The organism is Sinobaca sp. H24, from assembly GCF_023845525.1.
On record NZ_JALBWT010000003.1, the window covers coordinates 248,211 to 265,423 of the forward strand.

17 protein-coding genes and 1 pseudogene are annotated in these 17,213 nt (G+C 43.8%); 8 read left to right on the forward strand and 10 right to left on the reverse strand.

Going from position 1 to position 17,213, the window contains the following annotated elements; genetic code table 11:
* The first annotated feature begins 10 nt into the window (after positions 1-10).
* The 6 genes and pseudogenes from MMY81_RS33880 to MMY81_RS06965 all read left to right on the forward strand — a co-directional run bounded on the left by MMY81_RS33880 (position 11) and on the right by MMY81_RS06965 (position 5,062).
* Positions 11-130: a hypothetical protein gene (locus MMY81_RS33880; protein ID WP_308215256.1), complete on the forward strand. Its 120-nt coding sequence runs from the start codon at positions 11-13 to the stop codon at positions 128-130.
* Positions 127-1,089, forward strand: a complete 963-nt coding sequence (locus tag MMY81_RS06945) for an ROK family protein (protein ID WP_308215249.1) — start codon at positions 127-129, stop codon at positions 1,087-1,089. Before MMY81_RS33880 ends, MMY81_RS06945 begins: the two co-directional genes overlap by 4 nt.
* 26 nt (positions 1,090-1,115) lie before the next feature.
* The gene (locus MMY81_RS06950; protein ID WP_252312196.1) at positions 1,116-1,727 is read left to right on the forward strand and encodes a YesL family protein; all 612 of its coding nucleotides are present in this window, start codon (positions 1,116-1,118) and stop codon (positions 1,725-1,727) included.
* A gap of 95 nt (positions 1,728-1,822) precedes the next feature.
* Positions 1,823-3,125, forward strand: a pseudogene (locus tag MMY81_RS06955) (extracellular solute-binding protein).
* A 218-nt stretch (positions 3,126-3,343) separates the two neighbouring features.
* Positions 3,344-4,222, forward strand: coding sequence for a carbohydrate ABC transporter permease (locus MMY81_RS06960; RefSeq protein WP_252312197.1), 879 nt, complete (start codon positions 3,344-3,346; stop codon positions 4,220-4,222).
* Between the two features lie 15 nt (positions 4,223-4,237).
* On the forward strand, positions 4,238-5,062 hold the full coding sequence (locus MMY81_RS06965; RefSeq protein ID WP_252312198.1) for a carbohydrate ABC transporter permease: 825 nt from the start codon (positions 4,238-4,240) through the stop codon (positions 5,060-5,062).
* Positions 5,063-5,164: 102 nt separating this feature from the next.
* Here MMY81_RS06965 and MMY81_RS06970 read toward each other — a convergent pair whose 3' ends face one another.
* Positions 5,165-6,205, reverse strand: a complete 1,041-nt coding sequence (locus tag MMY81_RS06970; RefSeq protein ID WP_252312199.1) for an aldose epimerase family protein — start codon at positions 6,203-6,205, stop codon at positions 5,165-5,167.
* A gap of 276 nt (positions 6,206-6,481) precedes the next feature.
* Here MMY81_RS06970 and xylE point away from each other — a divergent pair, with 276 nt between their 5' ends.
* Complete coding sequence (xylE, locus tag MMY81_RS06975; protein WP_245960897.1) at positions 6,482-7,867, forward strand: D-xylose transporter XylE; 1,386 nt, start codon at positions 6,482-6,484, stop codon at positions 7,865-7,867.
* Positions 7,868-8,218: 351 nt separating this feature from the next.
* Here the strand turns inward: xylE and MMY81_RS06980 are convergent, their stop codons facing one another.
* The 4 genes from MMY81_RS06980 to MMY81_RS06995 form a co-directional block, all read right to left on the reverse strand.
* Entirely contained in the window at positions 8,219-9,085 is an 867-nt protein-coding gene (locus MMY81_RS06980; RefSeq protein WP_252312255.1) for an NAD-dependent epimerase/dehydratase family protein, read from the reverse strand.
* 154 nt (positions 9,086-9,239) lie between these two features.
* Complete coding sequence (gene nhaC, locus MMY81_RS06985; RefSeq protein WP_252312200.1) at positions 9,240-10,673, reverse strand: Na+/H+ antiporter NhaC; 1,434 nt, start codon at positions 10,671-10,673, stop codon at positions 9,240-9,242.
* A 17-nt stretch (positions 10,674-10,690) separates the two neighbouring features.
* Positions 10,691-11,584 carry a trans-sulfuration enzyme family protein gene (locus tag MMY81_RS06990; RefSeq protein ID WP_252312201.1) on the reverse strand — a complete coding sequence of 298 codons (894 nt, stop codon included), beginning with the start codon at positions 11,582-11,584 and terminating at the stop codon, positions 10,691-10,693.
* The gene (locus tag MMY81_RS06995; RefSeq protein WP_252312202.1) at positions 11,541-11,858 is read right to left on the reverse strand and encodes a PLP-dependent transferase; all 318 of its coding nucleotides are present in this window, start codon (positions 11,856-11,858) and stop codon (positions 11,541-11,543) included. The genes MMY81_RS06990 and MMY81_RS06995 overlap by 44 nt, the downstream gene beginning before the upstream one ends.
* Positions 11,859-12,041: 183 nt before the next feature.
* On the opposite strand from MMY81_RS06995, the gene MMY81_RS07000 reads away from it, so the two are divergent.
* Complete coding sequence (locus MMY81_RS07000) at positions 12,042-12,728, forward strand: FadR/GntR family transcriptional regulator (RefSeq protein ID WP_120191767.1); 687 nt, start codon at positions 12,042-12,044, stop codon at positions 12,726-12,728.
* A gap of 260 nt (positions 12,729-12,988) precedes the next feature.
* On the opposite strand, the gene MMY81_RS07005 is transcribed toward MMY81_RS07000, so the two are convergent.
* The 5 genes from MMY81_RS07005 to MMY81_RS07025 form a co-directional block, all read right to left on the reverse strand.
* On the reverse strand, positions 12,989-13,219 hold the full coding sequence (locus MMY81_RS07005) for a hypothetical protein (RefSeq protein WP_252312203.1): 231 nt from the start codon (positions 13,217-13,219) through the stop codon (positions 12,989-12,991).
* Positions 13,220-13,237: 18 nt separating this feature from the next.
* A complete protein-coding gene (locus tag MMY81_RS07010) occupies positions 13,238-14,578 on the reverse strand; it encodes a TRAP transporter large permease subunit (protein ID WP_252312204.1) in 1,341 nt (446 codons plus the stop codon).
* 19 nt (positions 14,579-14,597) lie between these two features.
* Positions 14,598-15,467, reverse strand: a complete 870-nt coding sequence (locus MMY81_RS07015) for a DUF1932 domain-containing protein (protein WP_252312205.1) — start codon at positions 15,465-15,467, stop codon at positions 14,598-14,600.
* A gap of 11 nt (positions 15,468-15,478) precedes the next feature.
* Positions 15,479-16,156, reverse strand: coding sequence for an RraA family protein (locus MMY81_RS07020; RefSeq protein ID WP_252312206.1), 678 nt, complete (start codon positions 16,154-16,156; stop codon positions 15,479-15,481).
* Positions 16,157-16,325: 169 nt separating this feature from the next.
* Positions 16,326-17,189 (reverse strand): MurR/RpiR family transcriptional regulator, encoded by an 864-nt coding sequence (locus MMY81_RS07025; protein WP_252312207.1) that lies wholly within the window; start codon positions 17,187-17,189, stop codon positions 16,326-16,328.
* Positions 17,190-17,213: the final 24 nt, after the last annotated feature.

Below are 17,213 nucleotides of genomic sequence, written 5' to 3' on the forward strand. Positions count from 1 at the left end.
AAGAGCACAGATATCGAAAGTAACGGGGTTAAATAAAGCCACTGTTTCAAGTCTTGTAAGCGAACTCATTGAGGAACATCTGGTGGATGAAATTGGTGCCGGCCTTTCAAGCGGCGGCGGAAGCCGATGATGCTTTTCTTTAACCAGAACGCAGGCTACACGATCGGCATCGACCTCGGTGTTAATTACGCCTTTGGCGTGCTCACTGATTTAAAAGGCAACGTGATTCAACAGGATGAAGTTGTTATCACCGATACAGATGAAGAGATCGTATTTGCCCAGCTGAAGGAGCTGGCACAACTTCTTATAGATAAAACACCTGCCTGCCCGTACGGCCTTGTCGGCATCGGCATCGGGGTTCCCGGCATGATTAACAACGAAGGCGTTATTTTATTTGCACCGAATATGGACTGGCATAACGTCCATTTAAAACAATATATGGAGCAGCATTTTAATGTGCCTATCACTATAGAAAATGAAGCCAAGGCCGGCGCCCACGGCGAAAAAATATACGGAGCGGGCAGAGCTTCCTCCAATCTTATTTATGTCAGTATCGGCATCGGTATTGGTTCCGGTATTATTATTGAAGACAAGCTGTATAAAGGGACGAGCGGTATCTCCGGGGAAATCGGCCACTTTTCTATTGAGTCCCACGGACGGAAATGTCCATGTGGCAATAGAGGCTGCTGGGAACTGTACAGCTCCGAAAATGCTCTTCTGGAAAAAACAGTGCCTCTTTTCCCAAACGAAAAGAATGTTAATTTAAGTTTTCTTATTCAACAGGCTGAAAACGGCAACCCTCAGGTTATTAACGCGTTTGACCAGATTGGTGAATATATCGGGATCGGCCTGACCAATATCGTAAATACTTTTAACCCGGAACAAATTATTATCGGCAACCGCCTGGCACGTCTTGAGCCATGGCTGCGCAACCCTATTCAACGGGTATTCAAGCAGCGCCTTCTTCCCTATTTTCAGGATTCTATTGCCCTTACATTCACGGACCGCAGTAAAAATTCATGCGCACTCGGATCCGCTGCGTTTTCTATTGAAAAGTTTTTTGCAACAAATAAAGTCACCGTTGTGTAACCTGTCACCCGGTAAAGGAGGTCAAAATGAATACGTTCAGCGGATTCATTTATTCAGCACTTGAATGGATTACAAAGTTTGCTTATGTTAATGTACTCTGGATTCTGTTTACTCTTGCAGGAGGAATTATTCTAGGGCTATACCCTGCCACAACTGCATTGTATGCGGTCGTGCGGGACTGGCTGAAAGGCAACACCGATGCTCCGGTCGCCGCTTCTTTTTTCCGTTTCTATAAAAGGGATTTTGTAAAAAGCAATAAGCTCGGCCTTTTTATTACAGCGCTCGGTCTTCTCGTACTTCTTAACCTGCAGTACATCCAGGCAAGCCCTGCTTTAACATGGATCCATATCCCACTGTTTGCTTTTGTATTATTATTTATTTTGTTTATCTGCTACGTGTTTCCGGCTTTTGTTCATTTTGATGTAACGACCCGGAAGGTCATGCATCACGCGTTTCTTCTATTACTCGTAAACCCGCTGCATACTGCAGCCATGGCACTTATGCTCGCAGCCGCTTTCTTTCTCATGAGCCTGCTTCCGGCGCTGTTATTTATTTTTGGCGCCAGCGTATTTGCGTTTATTACGATGTGGATCTGCTTTCATATGCTGCAGAAAGTCGGGCGTACCAATGCCTCCTAAATAGAAACAAAAAAAATTTAACAACTTAGTTTATCCACTGGACAAATAAACAAAGTCCTGATACTATAAGTTTATTAAAGAAAAGGGGGATTCAAATGAAGAAACTGAAAGCGGTTACATATTTAACGTCCGCTCTTGCTGCTACAGCCATTATTACTGGATGCGGAGGAGGCGGCGATGAAGCTTCCGGTGACGGAGAAACTAAGACAATAGATTTTATGCACCTTTGGCCTGAAGGAAGCTCTGCTGACCATAACAGAATTGTAGAAGATATTATTGCCGAGTATGAAGAACAGAATCCTGATGTTAATGTAGAACTTGAAGTGTTGAGCAACGAGCAGTATAAAGACAAACTGCAGGTGCTTGCTACTTCCGGCGAATTACCAGACGTGGGAATGACATGGCCGGCAGGCTTTATGGAGCCTTATATCGATGGTGAGATGTTTGCTCCCCTTGACGACATATTAGATGAAGACGGGCTCCGTGATGAATTCGTAGCCAGTACAGTAGAAGCTTATGAAGCAGACGGAAACACGTACGGCCTTCCTTTGGAACTAAATGTTGCAACCGTTTTCTATAACAAAGCTATCTTTGATGAATACGGATTGGAAGAGCCTACAACTTATGAAGAAATGGAAGAAGTAATTAACACACTTAACGAAAATGATGTGACCCAATTGCTCTTGGCAACCGCGACCGCTGGACCGGCTCTTTATGGTACATGTATTTGCCGACAGAATCGGTGGATCTGATACGCTGACAAACGCCATTGACCGCTCTGGTTCTTTTGAAGATCCAGCTCTTATCGAAGCTGCTGCCAAGACACAGGAAATGGTAGACATGGGGGCATTCTCCGAAGGCTTCAACGGACTTGCTGATGAAGAAGCAAAAAGCATGTTTATGAACGAGCAGTCCGCTATGTATCTTATTGCTACATGGGATCTGCCTAACTACACAACCAATGAAGACGTACCACAGGAATTCAGAGATTCTGTAGACTATTTCAGCTTCCCGACAGTTGACGGCGAAGGCAATGAAAACAGCTTTGTCGGCGGTCCTGGCGTAGGCCTCTTCGTTTCTGAGAATTCTGATGTAAAAGAAGAGTCTAAAGACTTCGTCAAGTACTTCACCGAGCAGTGGGGCGATACGGCAGTTCAGGATGCCGGCGTTATTCCTGCTACTACAGTTGATACAGAAGAAGTAGATCTGCCGGACATGTATAACGAAGTGCTTGATGACTTGAACACTGCTGAAAATATTACACTGTTTGCAGATGTACAAATGAGCCCGGATGTAGCTGATCAGCACTTAAACGCTATCCAGAGCTTATTCGGCAACGAAATAACGCCGGAAGAGTTCGCCGAGCTTCATGAACAGGCCCTTTCTGAAGAAGAATAACACTGTATTATGCTTTCGGTTTAAATGGGACATTTCAATCATTTGAAATGTCCCTCCTTTTTAAACCATTAGTTTATCCACTAGACAAAGATAATTTTTTTTGGTATTCTCAAACAATAATGTAAACGCTATCTCGACTCTGCCTAACGTTTGCATTATACTTTTCAAGCAGCCGCAGCGTTTAGGATTGTTTATTTTAAAAGATGGAGTTGAAATCAATGAATAAAGTCATGTCGAACAAATGGATTATTGCCATGTACGTGCTTCCCGCTTTTCTATTAATTGCTATTCTGATCTTTGTTCCGCTTATTTTAATCGGCTATTACGGTCTGATGGACTGGAACGGAATTGGCCCCATGACCTTTATCGGTCTGGAAAACTACATTAATGCCATTCAGGATTCTTCTTTCTGGCAGAGTGCTTATCACTCTTTTCTGCTCGCTTTGTTTTCTACATTGAGCCTGGCTCTTTATCTGGCGGTTTCCTTAATTCTCGCCTCCAAAATTAAAGGTGCTGATTTATTAAGAAAAATTTATCTTATTCCTATGCTGTTGTCTTCCGTTGCGATTGCGCAGCTTTGGATCAAAGTCTACAATCCGTCGAACGGAATGCTCAATACCATTCTCGGCTGGTTTGGAGTCGCCAATCCGCCGAACTGGCTGGCTGATCCTTCCATTGTTTTGTTTGCTATCTTTATTCCTATTTTGTGGCAGTATGCTGGTTTTTACATATTAATCTATTATGCTGCATTGAAGAATATACCGGAATCCTTGATTGAAGCCGCCAGAATAGACGGAGCGACGCCCCTTCAGATTGCGCTTCGCATCAAGCTTCCGCTTATTATGGGAGTTGTGAAGGTTACCATCGTTCTTGCTGTTGTCGGCTCACTGAAATACTTTGACCTGATTTACATTATGACAGGCGGCGGACCGAACGGCGCCAGTGAAGTAATGGCTTCCTATATGTATACACTGGCCTTCAGCACGAACAACTTCGGCTACGGCAGTGCTATCGGATTTTTACTTCTCATCATTACGCTTGTCGTTACCGTTATTGTCCGTAAACTTACCGCAAATAAAGAAGAAATTCAGTACTAGAAAGGAGCTTTCCCTATGCGTCAATGGCTTGGGTACGCCTTACTCTATTTATGTCTAGCTTTCGTAGCCCTCTTTCAAATTTTCCCTTTGATCTGGCTGTTTCTTTTCTCTTTAAAAGATAACGCGGAGATTTTCTCCGGTTCGCCTTTTGCGCTTCCTTCCAATCCCCAGTTCGGCAACTATTTAACTGTGTGGGAAGGAGGCATTGGCCTTTATTTCTTTAACAGTGTATGGATTACAGGACTCGCGATCGTGCTTACCGTTTTGTTTGCCAGCATGGCAACGTTTGCGATCACCCGCATGAACTGGAAACTAAACAAACTCGTTCTCGGCCTGTTTATGGTCGGTCTGATGATTCCGATCCACTCTGCGCTGATTCCGCTTTTCAGCATGTTTCTCAGCGTCAACCTGATTGATAACCCGATGTCTATCGTTATTACGTATACGGCTTATAATCTGCCGATTACGATGATGATTCTGCTTGGCTTTTACTATACCCTTCCCCGCGAAATCGAGGAAGCGGCCATTATTGACGGCTGTTCGATCCACCGGTTGTTTTTCCGGATCATCCTGCCGATTACGACACCAATTATGTCAACGACTGTAATTATTAACATGATTTACAACTGGAATGAATTTGTATTCGTTAACACCTTTATCAGCTCCGATCAGTATAAAACACTTACGGTCGGTATCCAGAACTTCATCGGCCAGTACATGACCGACTGGGGCGCCATTGGCGCAACACTCATCATCAGCGTGCTGCCGGTTATGATCGCCTTCTTCTTTTTCAGCAACAAAGTGGTTGAAGGTATTTCTTCAAGCGCCGTTAAAGGATAACACAGCAAAAACCGGGAGCAGAGGCTTCCGGTTTTTTTGATTATCTATTTTTATAAAAATCTTTATCAGGCGGCGCTTTTCATTAATATTTCCAGGATTTTATTAAGACAGTTTCTCCAGCGTGTAGACAGTATCCGCTGAGTAAATGTCTCCTGCTTTCAGCAGACAGGATTTCCCTTCAGAGGCAAAGGCATCAGGCAGACGCTGGGTTTCGATACAGATACCGCGGTATGGTGAAGCCTCTCCGTCATGGAGCGGTAAAGAACTTTCCAGCTTCTGGGACGTGTAGATCACCGCTCCCGGCTCTGTAGTTTCTATTTTTAGACGCCGCCCGCTTCCCGGGTCCATCAGTTCTATTTTTTTCGACTGTGCCGGATCCAGAATAAAGAAATGATCCACTCCCTGGTTCGCGAAAATGATTTGTTCCTCTGTGGAACCAATCATATCCCGGAGCGGTTTCGACTGTGTAATGTCAAAAAGTGTATCGGGGGCCGATAATAGCTGCCCGGTTGGAATAAGCGAGTTATCCAATTCGAGTACGGATGCTGCCGGAGCCTTTAGTTCATGATCAAGAATATGGGTGTTTTCTCCTTCTCCTAAATTAAAGTAGGCATGATTGGCCAGACTGCACCATGTGTCTTTATCAGAAACGGCTCTAATCGAGAAGGTGACGGCATCACTATGTTTATCTAGCGCGTACGTTACGCGAGCAGAAAGGTTTCCCGGATAACCCATCTCTCCATCCTCAGATAAATAAGTTAAATGCAGTTCGAGAGACTGGGACGTTTCTTTATAATTATAATCCCAGAGCACTTGGCTGAAGCCAAATGTGCCCCCATGCAATAGATTCACCCCTTCATTCTGGTTCAAGGTATAAGAAGTATTTTCAATCTTCATTTCCCCATTCGGCACTCTTCCAGCTGTTCTTCCCACCACAGCCCCTAAAAAATGTTCGTCTTCTAAGTACCCGTTAATATCCTGATAGCCAAGTATAATACTGTTTTCCGGACTGCCGGCAGGACACCAGCTTGTAATTCTGGCTCCATAATTCAATACGCGCAGTACTGCGCCGTGTTCGTTTTTGAGTTCCAATTCTTTAACAGCCGCTGTTTTGCTGTCGGACAGAAGCGTTTCTTTAAACATATGATCTTCCTTTCTGCTAATGAATGACGGTTTTTTCTTCGTTTAATATTAAAGATAACGCTTACTTTATTATATCATCTTTATTTATCGGGTATTCATAGTTTTCGTTAATTTATAATGTTCGAGATTTATTATTTTCAAATACATTGTTTAATGACTATACAAACAATCAATTGACTGATACAATAATTAAAGCGTTTACAAATTAGAAGGAGGCTGGAAAAGAGAATTCGTTCTCTATATATACTTATGAAAAATAAAACGACATATATTGTAATGATTACGCTGGTTGCCACGCTTGGAGGCCTGTTGTTTGGATATGATACAGCTGTGATTTCCGGAGCGGAAGGCTCCCTGCAGACCTATTTTGCCGATAACCTCGGGCTGAGCCCCCTTGTTCACGGGCTTACGGTTTCCAGCGCGCTGATCGGCTGTATTATCGGCGGGCTTTTATCCGGCTACTTCGCCTCGCGGATGGGACGGAAATACACGCTGATTCTGGCAGCACTGTTGTTTTTATTTTCTGCGCTGGGATCTGCCTACCCGGAATTTTTGTTCTTCACAGCGGGAGAGCCGACTACTGCCCTCTTGATTACATTTAATGTGTACCGTATTATCGGCGGCATCGGGGTCGGCCTGGCATCTGCGGTCGCACCTATGTACATTGGTGAGATTGCTCCGCCTCATCTGCGGGGAAGACTTGTTTCCCTTAACCAGTTCGCTATCATCTTCGGAATGCTTGTTGTTTATTTCGTTAACTGGGGCATTGCCCGCGGGGAAACGATGGCTTGGGTGAACGAAATCGGCTGGAGATACATGTTTGCTTCCGAAGCCATTCCCGCCCTCTTGTTCCTGCTTCTGCTGTTTACGGTGCCGGAGAGCCCGCGTTACCTGGTTTCCCGCAATCAGGAAGATAAAGCGATGAACGTTCTTTTGAAAACATACAGCACGACAATGGCTAAAGCGACTATGTTTGAAATCAAACAGTCCTTTGACCAGCGGAAAGAAAAGCTGTTTGCCTATGGAAAAATGATTATCGTTATTGGTATTCTGCTTTCTGTTTTTCAGCAGTTTGTCGGTATTAACGTCGCGTTATACTACGCGCCGCGGATTTTTGAAAGCATGGGAGCCGCCCGGGATGCTTCCTTGTTCCAGACCATTGTTATGGGACTGGTAAACGTTATTTTTACTATCATTGCGATTGTAACGGTTGATAAATTCGGCCGGAAGCCGCTTTTAATTATCGGCTCCATTGGCATGACAATCGGTATGTTCGGCGTGGCCGGTCTCGCTTTCTTTGAGCAGATAGGTATTGCTACGCTTGTTTTCATTATTATTTACACGGCTTCCTTTATGATGTCATGGGGCCCGGTCGTCTGGGTGCTTTTATCTGAAATATTTCCAAATAAAATACGCGGACAGGCACTTGCGATTGCTGTCGCTGCCCAATGGGCCGCCAACTACTTTATCTCCTCCACTTATCCAATGATGATGGAAGTAAGCGGCGGCATGACCTATGGATTCTACGGGGTCATGAGTATTCTCTCGGCCGTCTTCGTATGGAAGCTTATTCCGGAAACCAAAGGAAAATCGCTGGAAGAATTGGAAACGATTTTAAAGAAATCAAGTTCTGTTAGAGAAGTAGTCAAACGGGCCCAATAAGATAAAAAAGGCTTCCTGCCGTGGCAGGAAGCCTTTTCAGATTGTCGAGAAAGTGTTCCATTTTGTATATCTATACGTGATCTCGAATGTTTTTAAAGTCTTTTATGAAAAGAATAAAAGAAAATAAACAGGGGATGACTCCTGCAGAAAAAGCCATAAGAAAAGATAAAGAGACGTTTTTCCTCTTTAGCTTAAGGCTCGGCCTGCGGAAAGCATCCCCTGTAAAGGTTTTGTATAAAAATACCTATTTTTTTATTTTTCAACAGCCTGAAAAGGCTTCCTGCCGTGGCAGGAAGCCTTTTTTAATCAAAGAAAAACAGCTTTCCTCTCAAAGAGAAAAGCTGTTTTTGGTTATTCGTTAATTGGCTGCTGTTCGTAAGACACATAGCTGCGCCATTCGTGCTTTGGTTTCCACCCCAGCTGTTCTTTCGCCTTCGTATTATCAAGCAGGGAGTCATAGCCTTTTACGCTGTCGTTAATCGGTACGTCCGGATATCTTATTCTCATCAGTTCCCGGCTTTCCACGTTCATGCTCGTATCATCGGCTGCCAGGTTGAGAGCCACAGCGCCCAGTCCATCTTTTTCGACAGCCAGAATGCATGCGGATGCGATATCTCTTGTATCAATATAGCTCCATAAAATTCGATCACGCTGTGAAGGATCATGGATAAAAGATGGGAAATTTTCGTACATTTCCGGCGATATCACGTTACCGAGTCGGAAAGATACCACCTGCATCCCAGTCCGCCTGTTCATCGCTTCAGCGGTTTTTTCATTTACGATTTTAGACAGGCCGTAGCTGTCTTCCGGCAGCTGGGGATGTTTTTCATCAATGGGAACATATTCAGGCTCCAAAGGATTCTTCGCGAAACAGACGCCGTAGGATGATTCACTTGAAGCAAGAACGACCTTCTTTATGCCAAGTCCCGCGGCTGCCTCCAAAATATTATACGTGGACATGACATTGTTTTGAAACGTCACTTCGTTTGGAAAATCGTAGGCTCTTGGAATAGCTGCCAGATGGATGACCGCATCCGCGCCCTCCAGCACACCGTATACTTCACCGAGATTTTTTAAATCAGCAATCATCGTGTGACAGAGGGGTTTCTCCGGTAGACGCAGATCACAGTTTAATACGTCATAGCCATAGTCAAGAAGCTCTTTGATGACGGTCCGGCCGACCAGGCCGTTCCCTCCCGTTACTACTATCTTCATTATTTTCCCTCCAGAATTATTTTGTATTCGCTTACATTTTACTTTCTTGAAAACTTCGTTTCTTTGCTAAACTAAGTGTATTTTGATTAGGTCTGTTTGTCAATTACAGAAAAAAAGAAAAACCGACAGCCTGTACAGGCCACCGGTTGACTATTCGTTATTCGTCCTTCAGTCTGCGAATGCCGAAATAGTTTGTATAAGGAGCAAGAAAAGCGAGCAGAGCGGAGAAGATAAACCCTCCCCAGTTAAATACGGCCCATGGCAGAAATTCAAAGTTGCCGACTCCAAGCGTTGTTGCAATAAATACGCCGGAGACAGTCCATGGCAGAAGTGCTTCCGTGATCGTAACAGAGTCCTCCATGCTTCTTGATAGATTCACCGGATGAAGCTTGTGCTTTTTAAACGACTCTCCATAAATATCCTTGATTAAAAAGTAGGTAACAAGTGCGTTCGACGTTCCATTAATAATCACAAAACCAGAAAGCAGAGTTGTGAAAATTAAGCTGCCCGTTGATTTCAGGCGGCTGATAATTCCTTCCAGCAGGACGTGAAGCACCTGGGACGCTTCCATAGCGGATGCAAAAAAGAAGGCACAGAACACAAAGAAAGTAGCGTTATACATCGAGTAGAGACCTCCGCGGGTTAACAGCGATTCGATGTCTTCTGTAATTTCTATATTCTGCGGCAGCATGTCTACCGTGAAGCCGGATACAACGGCGGCAAATACATCCGCAAGTGCGGCTCCTTGAAAAATCATGGCGAGAAGCAGCGCCGTAATAGAGGAGGCAAACAGCACAATTAAAGGCGGCTTTTTCATAATAGAACCAATTAATACGATCAAAGCCGGCAGCAGCAGAATAACATTTAAGGAAAACAGGCTTTCCAGCGCAGCAGTCATCTCCGTCACTGCCCCGAGCTGTTCGGATGACGTATCAATCGACGTCCCCGCGATCCAGAAAATAATGACAGCCAGTATCGAAGACGGGACGGCCGTATACAGCATATGCTGTATGTGTTCGTACAGGTTGGCTCCCGCCGCAATCGCGCTCATGTTGGTCGTGTCTGATAACGGTGACAGCTTGTCTCCAAAATAAGCGCCCGACACAACTGCACCCGCAGTGATCGCAAGCGAAACGTCCATCGTCTGCGCAATGCTTATTAAAGCGACCCCGATCGTTCCGGCAGAACCCCAGCTCGTACCGGTAAAGGTGGAGACGATCGCCGTTACGAGAAAAGCGAGAATAAATAAGTACGCCGGGTCAATAATGTTAAGACCATAATACACCATTAATGGAATGGTGCCGGCAATCATCCAGGATCCGATAATAATTCCAATACTGAACAAAATGAGAATAGCAGGCAGCGCCCGTTTAATTTTTTCTCCCATTTCCTCTAAAATCCGTTCCCAGCTTACCCGGTAGAATCCCGCAAAAATAGTAAATACCACGCCGGCAAAGATAAGCATAAGCTCCGCCGGATACTGCATAATGCCAATGCCTCCGACAAAAATAAAGATCGTTATCAGGACGGGAATCAAGGCCAGTCCTACACTTGGTTTAGGTTTTTTATAGACAGTCTGCTGCTCTGACATAACGTAACACCCCTTTTTTAATATGCGGTGACAGCTTGAAATCCTTTTTCCAGGTCTTTGATCTGCATGTCTGCGCCTTCGAGTCCTACGGAAAGCCTGATCATACCCAGGTCAAACCCCTGGGCTTTGAGCTGCTCGTGGTTGCCCTTTTTTAAAGGGGAGTTAACCAGGCTTTCATAGCCCCCCCAGCTTGTGCCGATTCGAAACAACGTTAAATGATTTATAAACGCGGCAACCTTTTCAAATCCGGCATCTTTTAATTCAAAACTGAGCAGCCCGGCATACCCGAGAAGCTGCTGTTCAATCAGCACCCGGTTCTGTTTATCTGTTGCAGGATGATGAACCGCTTTGACTTCGGGGCGGCTTTCCAGATAGGAAATCACCTGCAGGGCGTTGTCCTGATGCTGCTTCATCCGAAGCGGCAGCGTGCGCAGCCCCCGGATGATCATCGCAGCACTGTCCGCCTGCAGCACAGAGCCAAACAGCTGATAGCCTGAAAAAAACAGCTGCTTAATCAAGGCGTGGCTGCTGATCACGGCTCCTCCCACTACATCGCTGTGACCTCCGATATATTTAGTTAACGAATGAATTACAATATCAACGCCAAGCGTAATCGGTTTTTGGAATAAAGGTGTGGCCCACGTATTATCCATCATGGTATAGATACCGCGCTTTTTTGCGGCGTCTGCAATATGCTTTATGTCTACTACTTTCATTTTCATAGTGCCCGGGCTTTCTAGATAAATAAGCCTGGTGTTTTCTTTTATCCCTTCTTCTACAGCCCTCGCCTGTTCGTGATCAAATACCGTATATTCGATGCCGAAACGTTCCATGTGTGCCGCAAGCTGCAGGGTCGGCCCGTAAATATTATTCATAAATAGAACATGGTCTCCGGCTTTCAGCAGCGTCATCCAGACAGCGCTGATCCCCCATCCCGGACCCGAAGCATTTGCAGGCTTCTGCCCGTTCAAGCATTGCAAGCTTTTTTTCCAATACCTGTACCGTAGGATTTGTGCCGCGGCTGTAAACGAAATGCTGGTCTTCTTCGCTTTGTTCTTTAGTAAATGTTTCAAAGGAGCTTTTGGTAAAGATTGTGCTCTGGTAAATGGGAGGTGTGACTTCGCCATATGTACTGCCTTCTTCTGGAAGCGCTCCCATACAAATTTCTTTATCTGAATAGTTCACAATATCACCTGCTGTCTTTTTTATTTATACTATCATACTATCAACCTGTATGATAGGTCAAAATTTTCTAATAACTAATTATTTTTCTTTTTTATGCGCGGTAAACAGCCTCTGTCTAGGTTCCCCAATAAAAGCGTGCTAAAATAGAAGCACGATCATGTCCCCCGGAAGGAGCACATCCGCTTGAAAGCATTAAAAAAACAACGTTTATCCGAACAGGCCGGTGAAGAAATATTAGGCTACATTAAATCTGAAGAATTAAAAGAAGGCGAGCGGCTGCCAAGCGTGGCGGCGCTGTCCGAACGTCTGCAGATAGGACGCTCCACCCTGCGTGAAGCGCTGCAGGGGCTCGAGTCCCGCGGCATCGTATCCATCATTAATGGGAAGGGCACCTATGTACGGGAGATTAACCCGTTCTATATTCAAACCACTTTTGATATTGAAAACGAACAGCATTTTCTACTGGAAGTACTAGATGTCCGGGAGGCTCTCGAACAGCAGGCCATCAAGTTAGCCATCCGTAACGTACAGCCGGAGGATATTACCATTCTGTCCGGTTATTTAAATGACTATGAAAAAGCGCTGAAACATAACGACCGCAAAACCGCCAACAAGGCAGATGCGGCCTTTCACCAGAAAATTTACCAGCTTGCCGGTAATGATTTTCTAAACAGTATTATCGAATCCGTCGCCGACCAGTTCAACCAATTCTGGGAGGAGCCTTTCGGCAAAGAGGATATCTTCGATGAAAGCTATCCATACCACCGTTCCCTGCTCGAAGGCCTGCAGGAAAAAGATACTGCTAAAGCAGTAGAAGCCTTTCATCAGCTGATTGAATCCGTGCGGACCTCGCTTCGAAGAATTAAATAAGAAAAGAGCTGTTCCGCATGGGACAGCTCTTTTTTAGGTTATCGAGAAAGTATTGTATCTTGTATATCCATACAAGATATCAAATATTTTTAAAATTTCTTATGAAAAAAAGAAGAAAAGAAACTGGGGGGTGACTCCTGCAGAACAGCCATAGGAGAAGATAAAGAGGCGTTTTTCCTCTTTATCTGAGGCATGGCCTGCGGAAAGCACCCCCCTGTAAAGATTTTGTATAAAAATACCTATTTTTTGTCTTTTTCTTATTATTCTTTTCTTGTTTCCTGATAACTTGGAAAGTATCCTAAAATAAAAGCAATACCTGAAAACAATGCGGCTAATACGATCGTTGGCTGTGTCAGCATTTCACTGCTTTGAATCATCAAGTTCCCATTTCCAATAAGCAGACCTATGATCTGGGTTACTACCATAATAAACGCCAGCAGCAGCGATAGTATTAAACATATAGTAAAAAGACGCTCCAATAATTTTTGCATACTCTTGATACCTCCTTGTTAAATTGGCAGGATGCCCATGGCAATAAGCCAGCCTATAAGAATAACCGGTAAAGCATAATACAGAATTAATATAGCGAATGTTTTTTCCGGACGGGCTCCTACAATACCTGAAGCAATGTAAATGGATCCCGAAGCTGGAGGCATCTGAGCTGAAGTGGAAGCAAACGTCATTACCACTACTGCTGAAATTAATGGAGAAAAACCAGTAGATACCAGAATTTCATAAGAAACTAATCCAACTGCTGTCAGAGTACCCGTTGAGGTTAACGGACCGGCAATGGCGGTTACACCAAATCCTATTATAAGAACGGTAATCCAGCCCGGCGCATTTACCGCGCCCATGATCTGCGCGATATTATCAGATAGTCCCAGAGTTGTTAATACTTCACTGGAAGCTACTGCAAAGAATATCAGCGAACCGATAACAGTAAAACGCGGGATCGACCTCTGAATAAGCGTAACCAATTCCCCTAGTGATTTAGGAGCAGCCTTTCCAGCCAGTAAAAATGAAATAGCTATCATCAGCGTCGGGATCCATATCACAATATCAATGCTGCCCAGTGCTTCTTCTCCAAGAGAAGGAATGCCCTCTATCCACCCGGCAAGCGGACCAATAGTTAAAACCAATGGAATAATAGCTCCTAAATAGATCAGAATGGAAGTCCAGCCATTCTTTAAGGAGGTACGTAACGGATCCAATGACTCTGCCGGAAATGCTTTTATATTTTGTTTTTTTACAAAATAACCGATCAGCAGCATCCGATGAAGAAACTGGTAAGCGCCGGCTATTAATAAAGCAAGGAAAAATTCTCCTGTAGTTATTGCTGCTGCAACCGGTGCGAATCCTAAAATGATAAACATGGAGGTTGTCGGCGGCAGCGCTGAAGCCATGCCCCCATTACCCACCATCACAGAAGCAGCAATTTCTTTATTCCATTTATTTCGAAGCATCCAGGGACCCGTAATCGATCCGGTTGCTGCGGTATTTCCTGAATCGCCGCCGGAAAGGGTGCCCATTACGGAGGAACCGACCGCATCCATAATTGCAGGGGCACCGGGCAGTCTTCCTACTAATGAATTTAAAATAGCCAAAAGCCGCTCTACAATACCAAACTTATCGATAACATATGCCATAAATACAAAAGCGATAGCAGCATATAGTACAGAGAAAGTGGAAGCAAACGTAATCCCTTGTACAAATAGAGCCGGAGCGTCCCATCCTCCCAGAGGAACGATAGCTAAAAACCCTACCAGTGCCGCTTCCCCCAAATTTCGTTTTAATACGATACTCCAAATCACTAAAACGCTTACAAATATAATTAAAGCAATAATGCCCATTGATCTCCCTCCTTCTTTTCTATTTTTGATTCATGGTGTGTATGACTTCTTTCCAGTCATTTGGTTCTTTCTCCATAAAGGCCTCTCTAATATTACTTTCCGTGATAGCTTTCAATTTATCCCGTGTTGCTCTTGTCATCACAGGCTCTACATTGTTCTCCAGCATAAAATCAGCCACATTTTCCATTTCTTTCACTCGTCTTTCGGAGTGCTGCACATTTCCGGTGATTAATCTATTAAGTATATTTTCAAATGGCTCTTTGTCCATCGTATGTGTAATAGATTGTAGAATCGTATCTTCTAAATCGAGTGCAGAAGCTGTTTCCATTAATTCATGTAAAAGAGTAGACAGGCCTTTCGTGAAAATACTTCGAATAAATTTAATATTCGTGGCATCTCCTGGAGTTTCATTTACAAATTCCAGGTTCATTTCCATTTTTCTGCCCCATTCAATAAACGCTTCTGCCCCATTTCCACTTACCATGATCGGCACTTTATGCTGGTTTCCTTTTAACGGTCCCATAATCGCACCGTCTACAAAAAACTGATTTTTTTCTATCATACTATTGCTTATTTGCTTTTTTACCTCTGCTGACGCTGTAGTTAAATCGATATAAATAGTTTCTTTATTTATATAGGACTCTATCGAAGACCAGGCTTCTTTTGTAAAAGAGGCTGGAACTGCTGTAAATAATACACTCAATGTCTGCCGGGCCACTTTTTCAGGGACGTCGAACAAAACAGCTCCTATGGTTTCAGCTCTTTCTATTGTTTTAGGATTATCGTGCAGGTGGTCGTAAACATATACTTTGTTCTTATCATTTTGAGCACGAAACCCTTTCGCCATTTCGTAACCGACTTCGCCGAATCCAATAAAGCCAATATTCATGTTGTTTCCTCCTAATGAGTGAATTTCTTTATTTTCGCTTCCAGCCAATCCGGTTGAAGTGATTTTTTATTCTTGTGATCTGCCTCTTTAACAAACTCCTTAATGATTTGTAAGCGATTCGCTTCATATTGAAGCTTCTGCTCTGCCTTCTGAAGAATTTCTTCGATTTTCTGCTGCGGAATGACCACCACTCCATCTTCATCTCCTACCACATAGTCTCCAGGAGAAACTATCGTTCCAGCGCAGGAAATTGTATTATCAAGCGAGCCCGGGCCCTCTTTACTTGGACCGGAAGGGACAAAACCTTTTGCATATATCTGGATAGTACTATCACGAAGCTCGCGGTGATCCCGAACGAAACCATCTATTACAATCCCCTGAATATGAAGTGCTTCTGCAGCCCCTGCCATTAATTCTCCTAAATAGGCGGCGCTGGTAAACCCTTTTCCGTCTACGATAAGTACCTCCCCCGGTTCTGCCTGGTAAATAGCATGATGTAAAAACAAATTATCGCCCGGCGGTAAATCTACCGTTCTTGCACGTCCAACAAGAGGCTTTGAAAAATTAACAGGTTTCATCTCATAATGCATCACATTGCTCATTTCCATTACATCAGCAAAAACGGAGGATCCGATCTTTTTCATTCTAGTCATTATTTTATTTTCTTTCATTTGCAGGTCTTCTTCCATATTCATCACCCTTAGTAATATTTATTACTTTATTTAATTTAAAAGTAATATTTATTACTATAACAACATCACCTAATAATGTAAACCCTTTCAAAAAAAATAAAATAAAAGTTCCTAAAAGGATTTCCACCTCTTAGGAACTTTACATTTTATAGAAAGATATACTGTTTTATTCTTTATCCGTTTCTTTGTAATGGTAATTCATGCTCGTTAATACGTTGTTCACCTCATCTAATCGTTGTTTTGTTTTAGTTGATTGGCTCATAGCCGTAGCGTTAATTAGATAATCGACGACTACCATGGCGGCAATAGGAGAATTATGGAAGGCAAGACTTTTAGAATCGCATGGAAGCACGATATCGGCGTATTCCACAATCGGCGCCGAATAACTGTCTGTAATCGCCACCACTTTTACTTCACGGAGCTTGGCTGCTTTAATGAAATCTATAATTCTTCGTGCATAGCGTGGGAAACTCGTCGCGATAATTAAATCTCCAGGCTGCATAGAAATAACCTCATCTACCCAGTCCACTGTATCTGCCAGTACTAGTTTACAATTCCCCATCGTTCGGTTGAGCCCATGCGTTAAGTATTGTCCTACCGGGAGACCGCTGCGTACACTCGTGCAGTAGATTTGATTGGAGGAAAGGATTTGGTTGACTACTTCGTCCAGCTGACTCTTAGAGAGCTGACTTCTTACTTGGTGAATATGATCGAGGTGATGATCGATTGTTTTCCCCCATAAATCATCACTTCCTACATTTTTCAAATTATCTTCCAGACGGTTAGGAGGAGCCGTGCGGTCTCTGAGCAGCTGCTGCAGGCCTTTCTGAAATTCGCTGTAGCCTGAATACCCCAGATTGGAAGTCAGCCTCATGATTGTAGTAGTACTTGTATTCACACGGTTAGCCAGCTGATTTACCGTTAAAAAAGCTGCTTCGGAAGAGTTTTTTAATATGTAGTCGGCGATGCTGCGCTGGGCGGTAGTCAGATTGGACACATTATTTTTTAAATCATTAAGAGGATTTGTCATAGCATTCTCCGTCTTTGCGTTTAT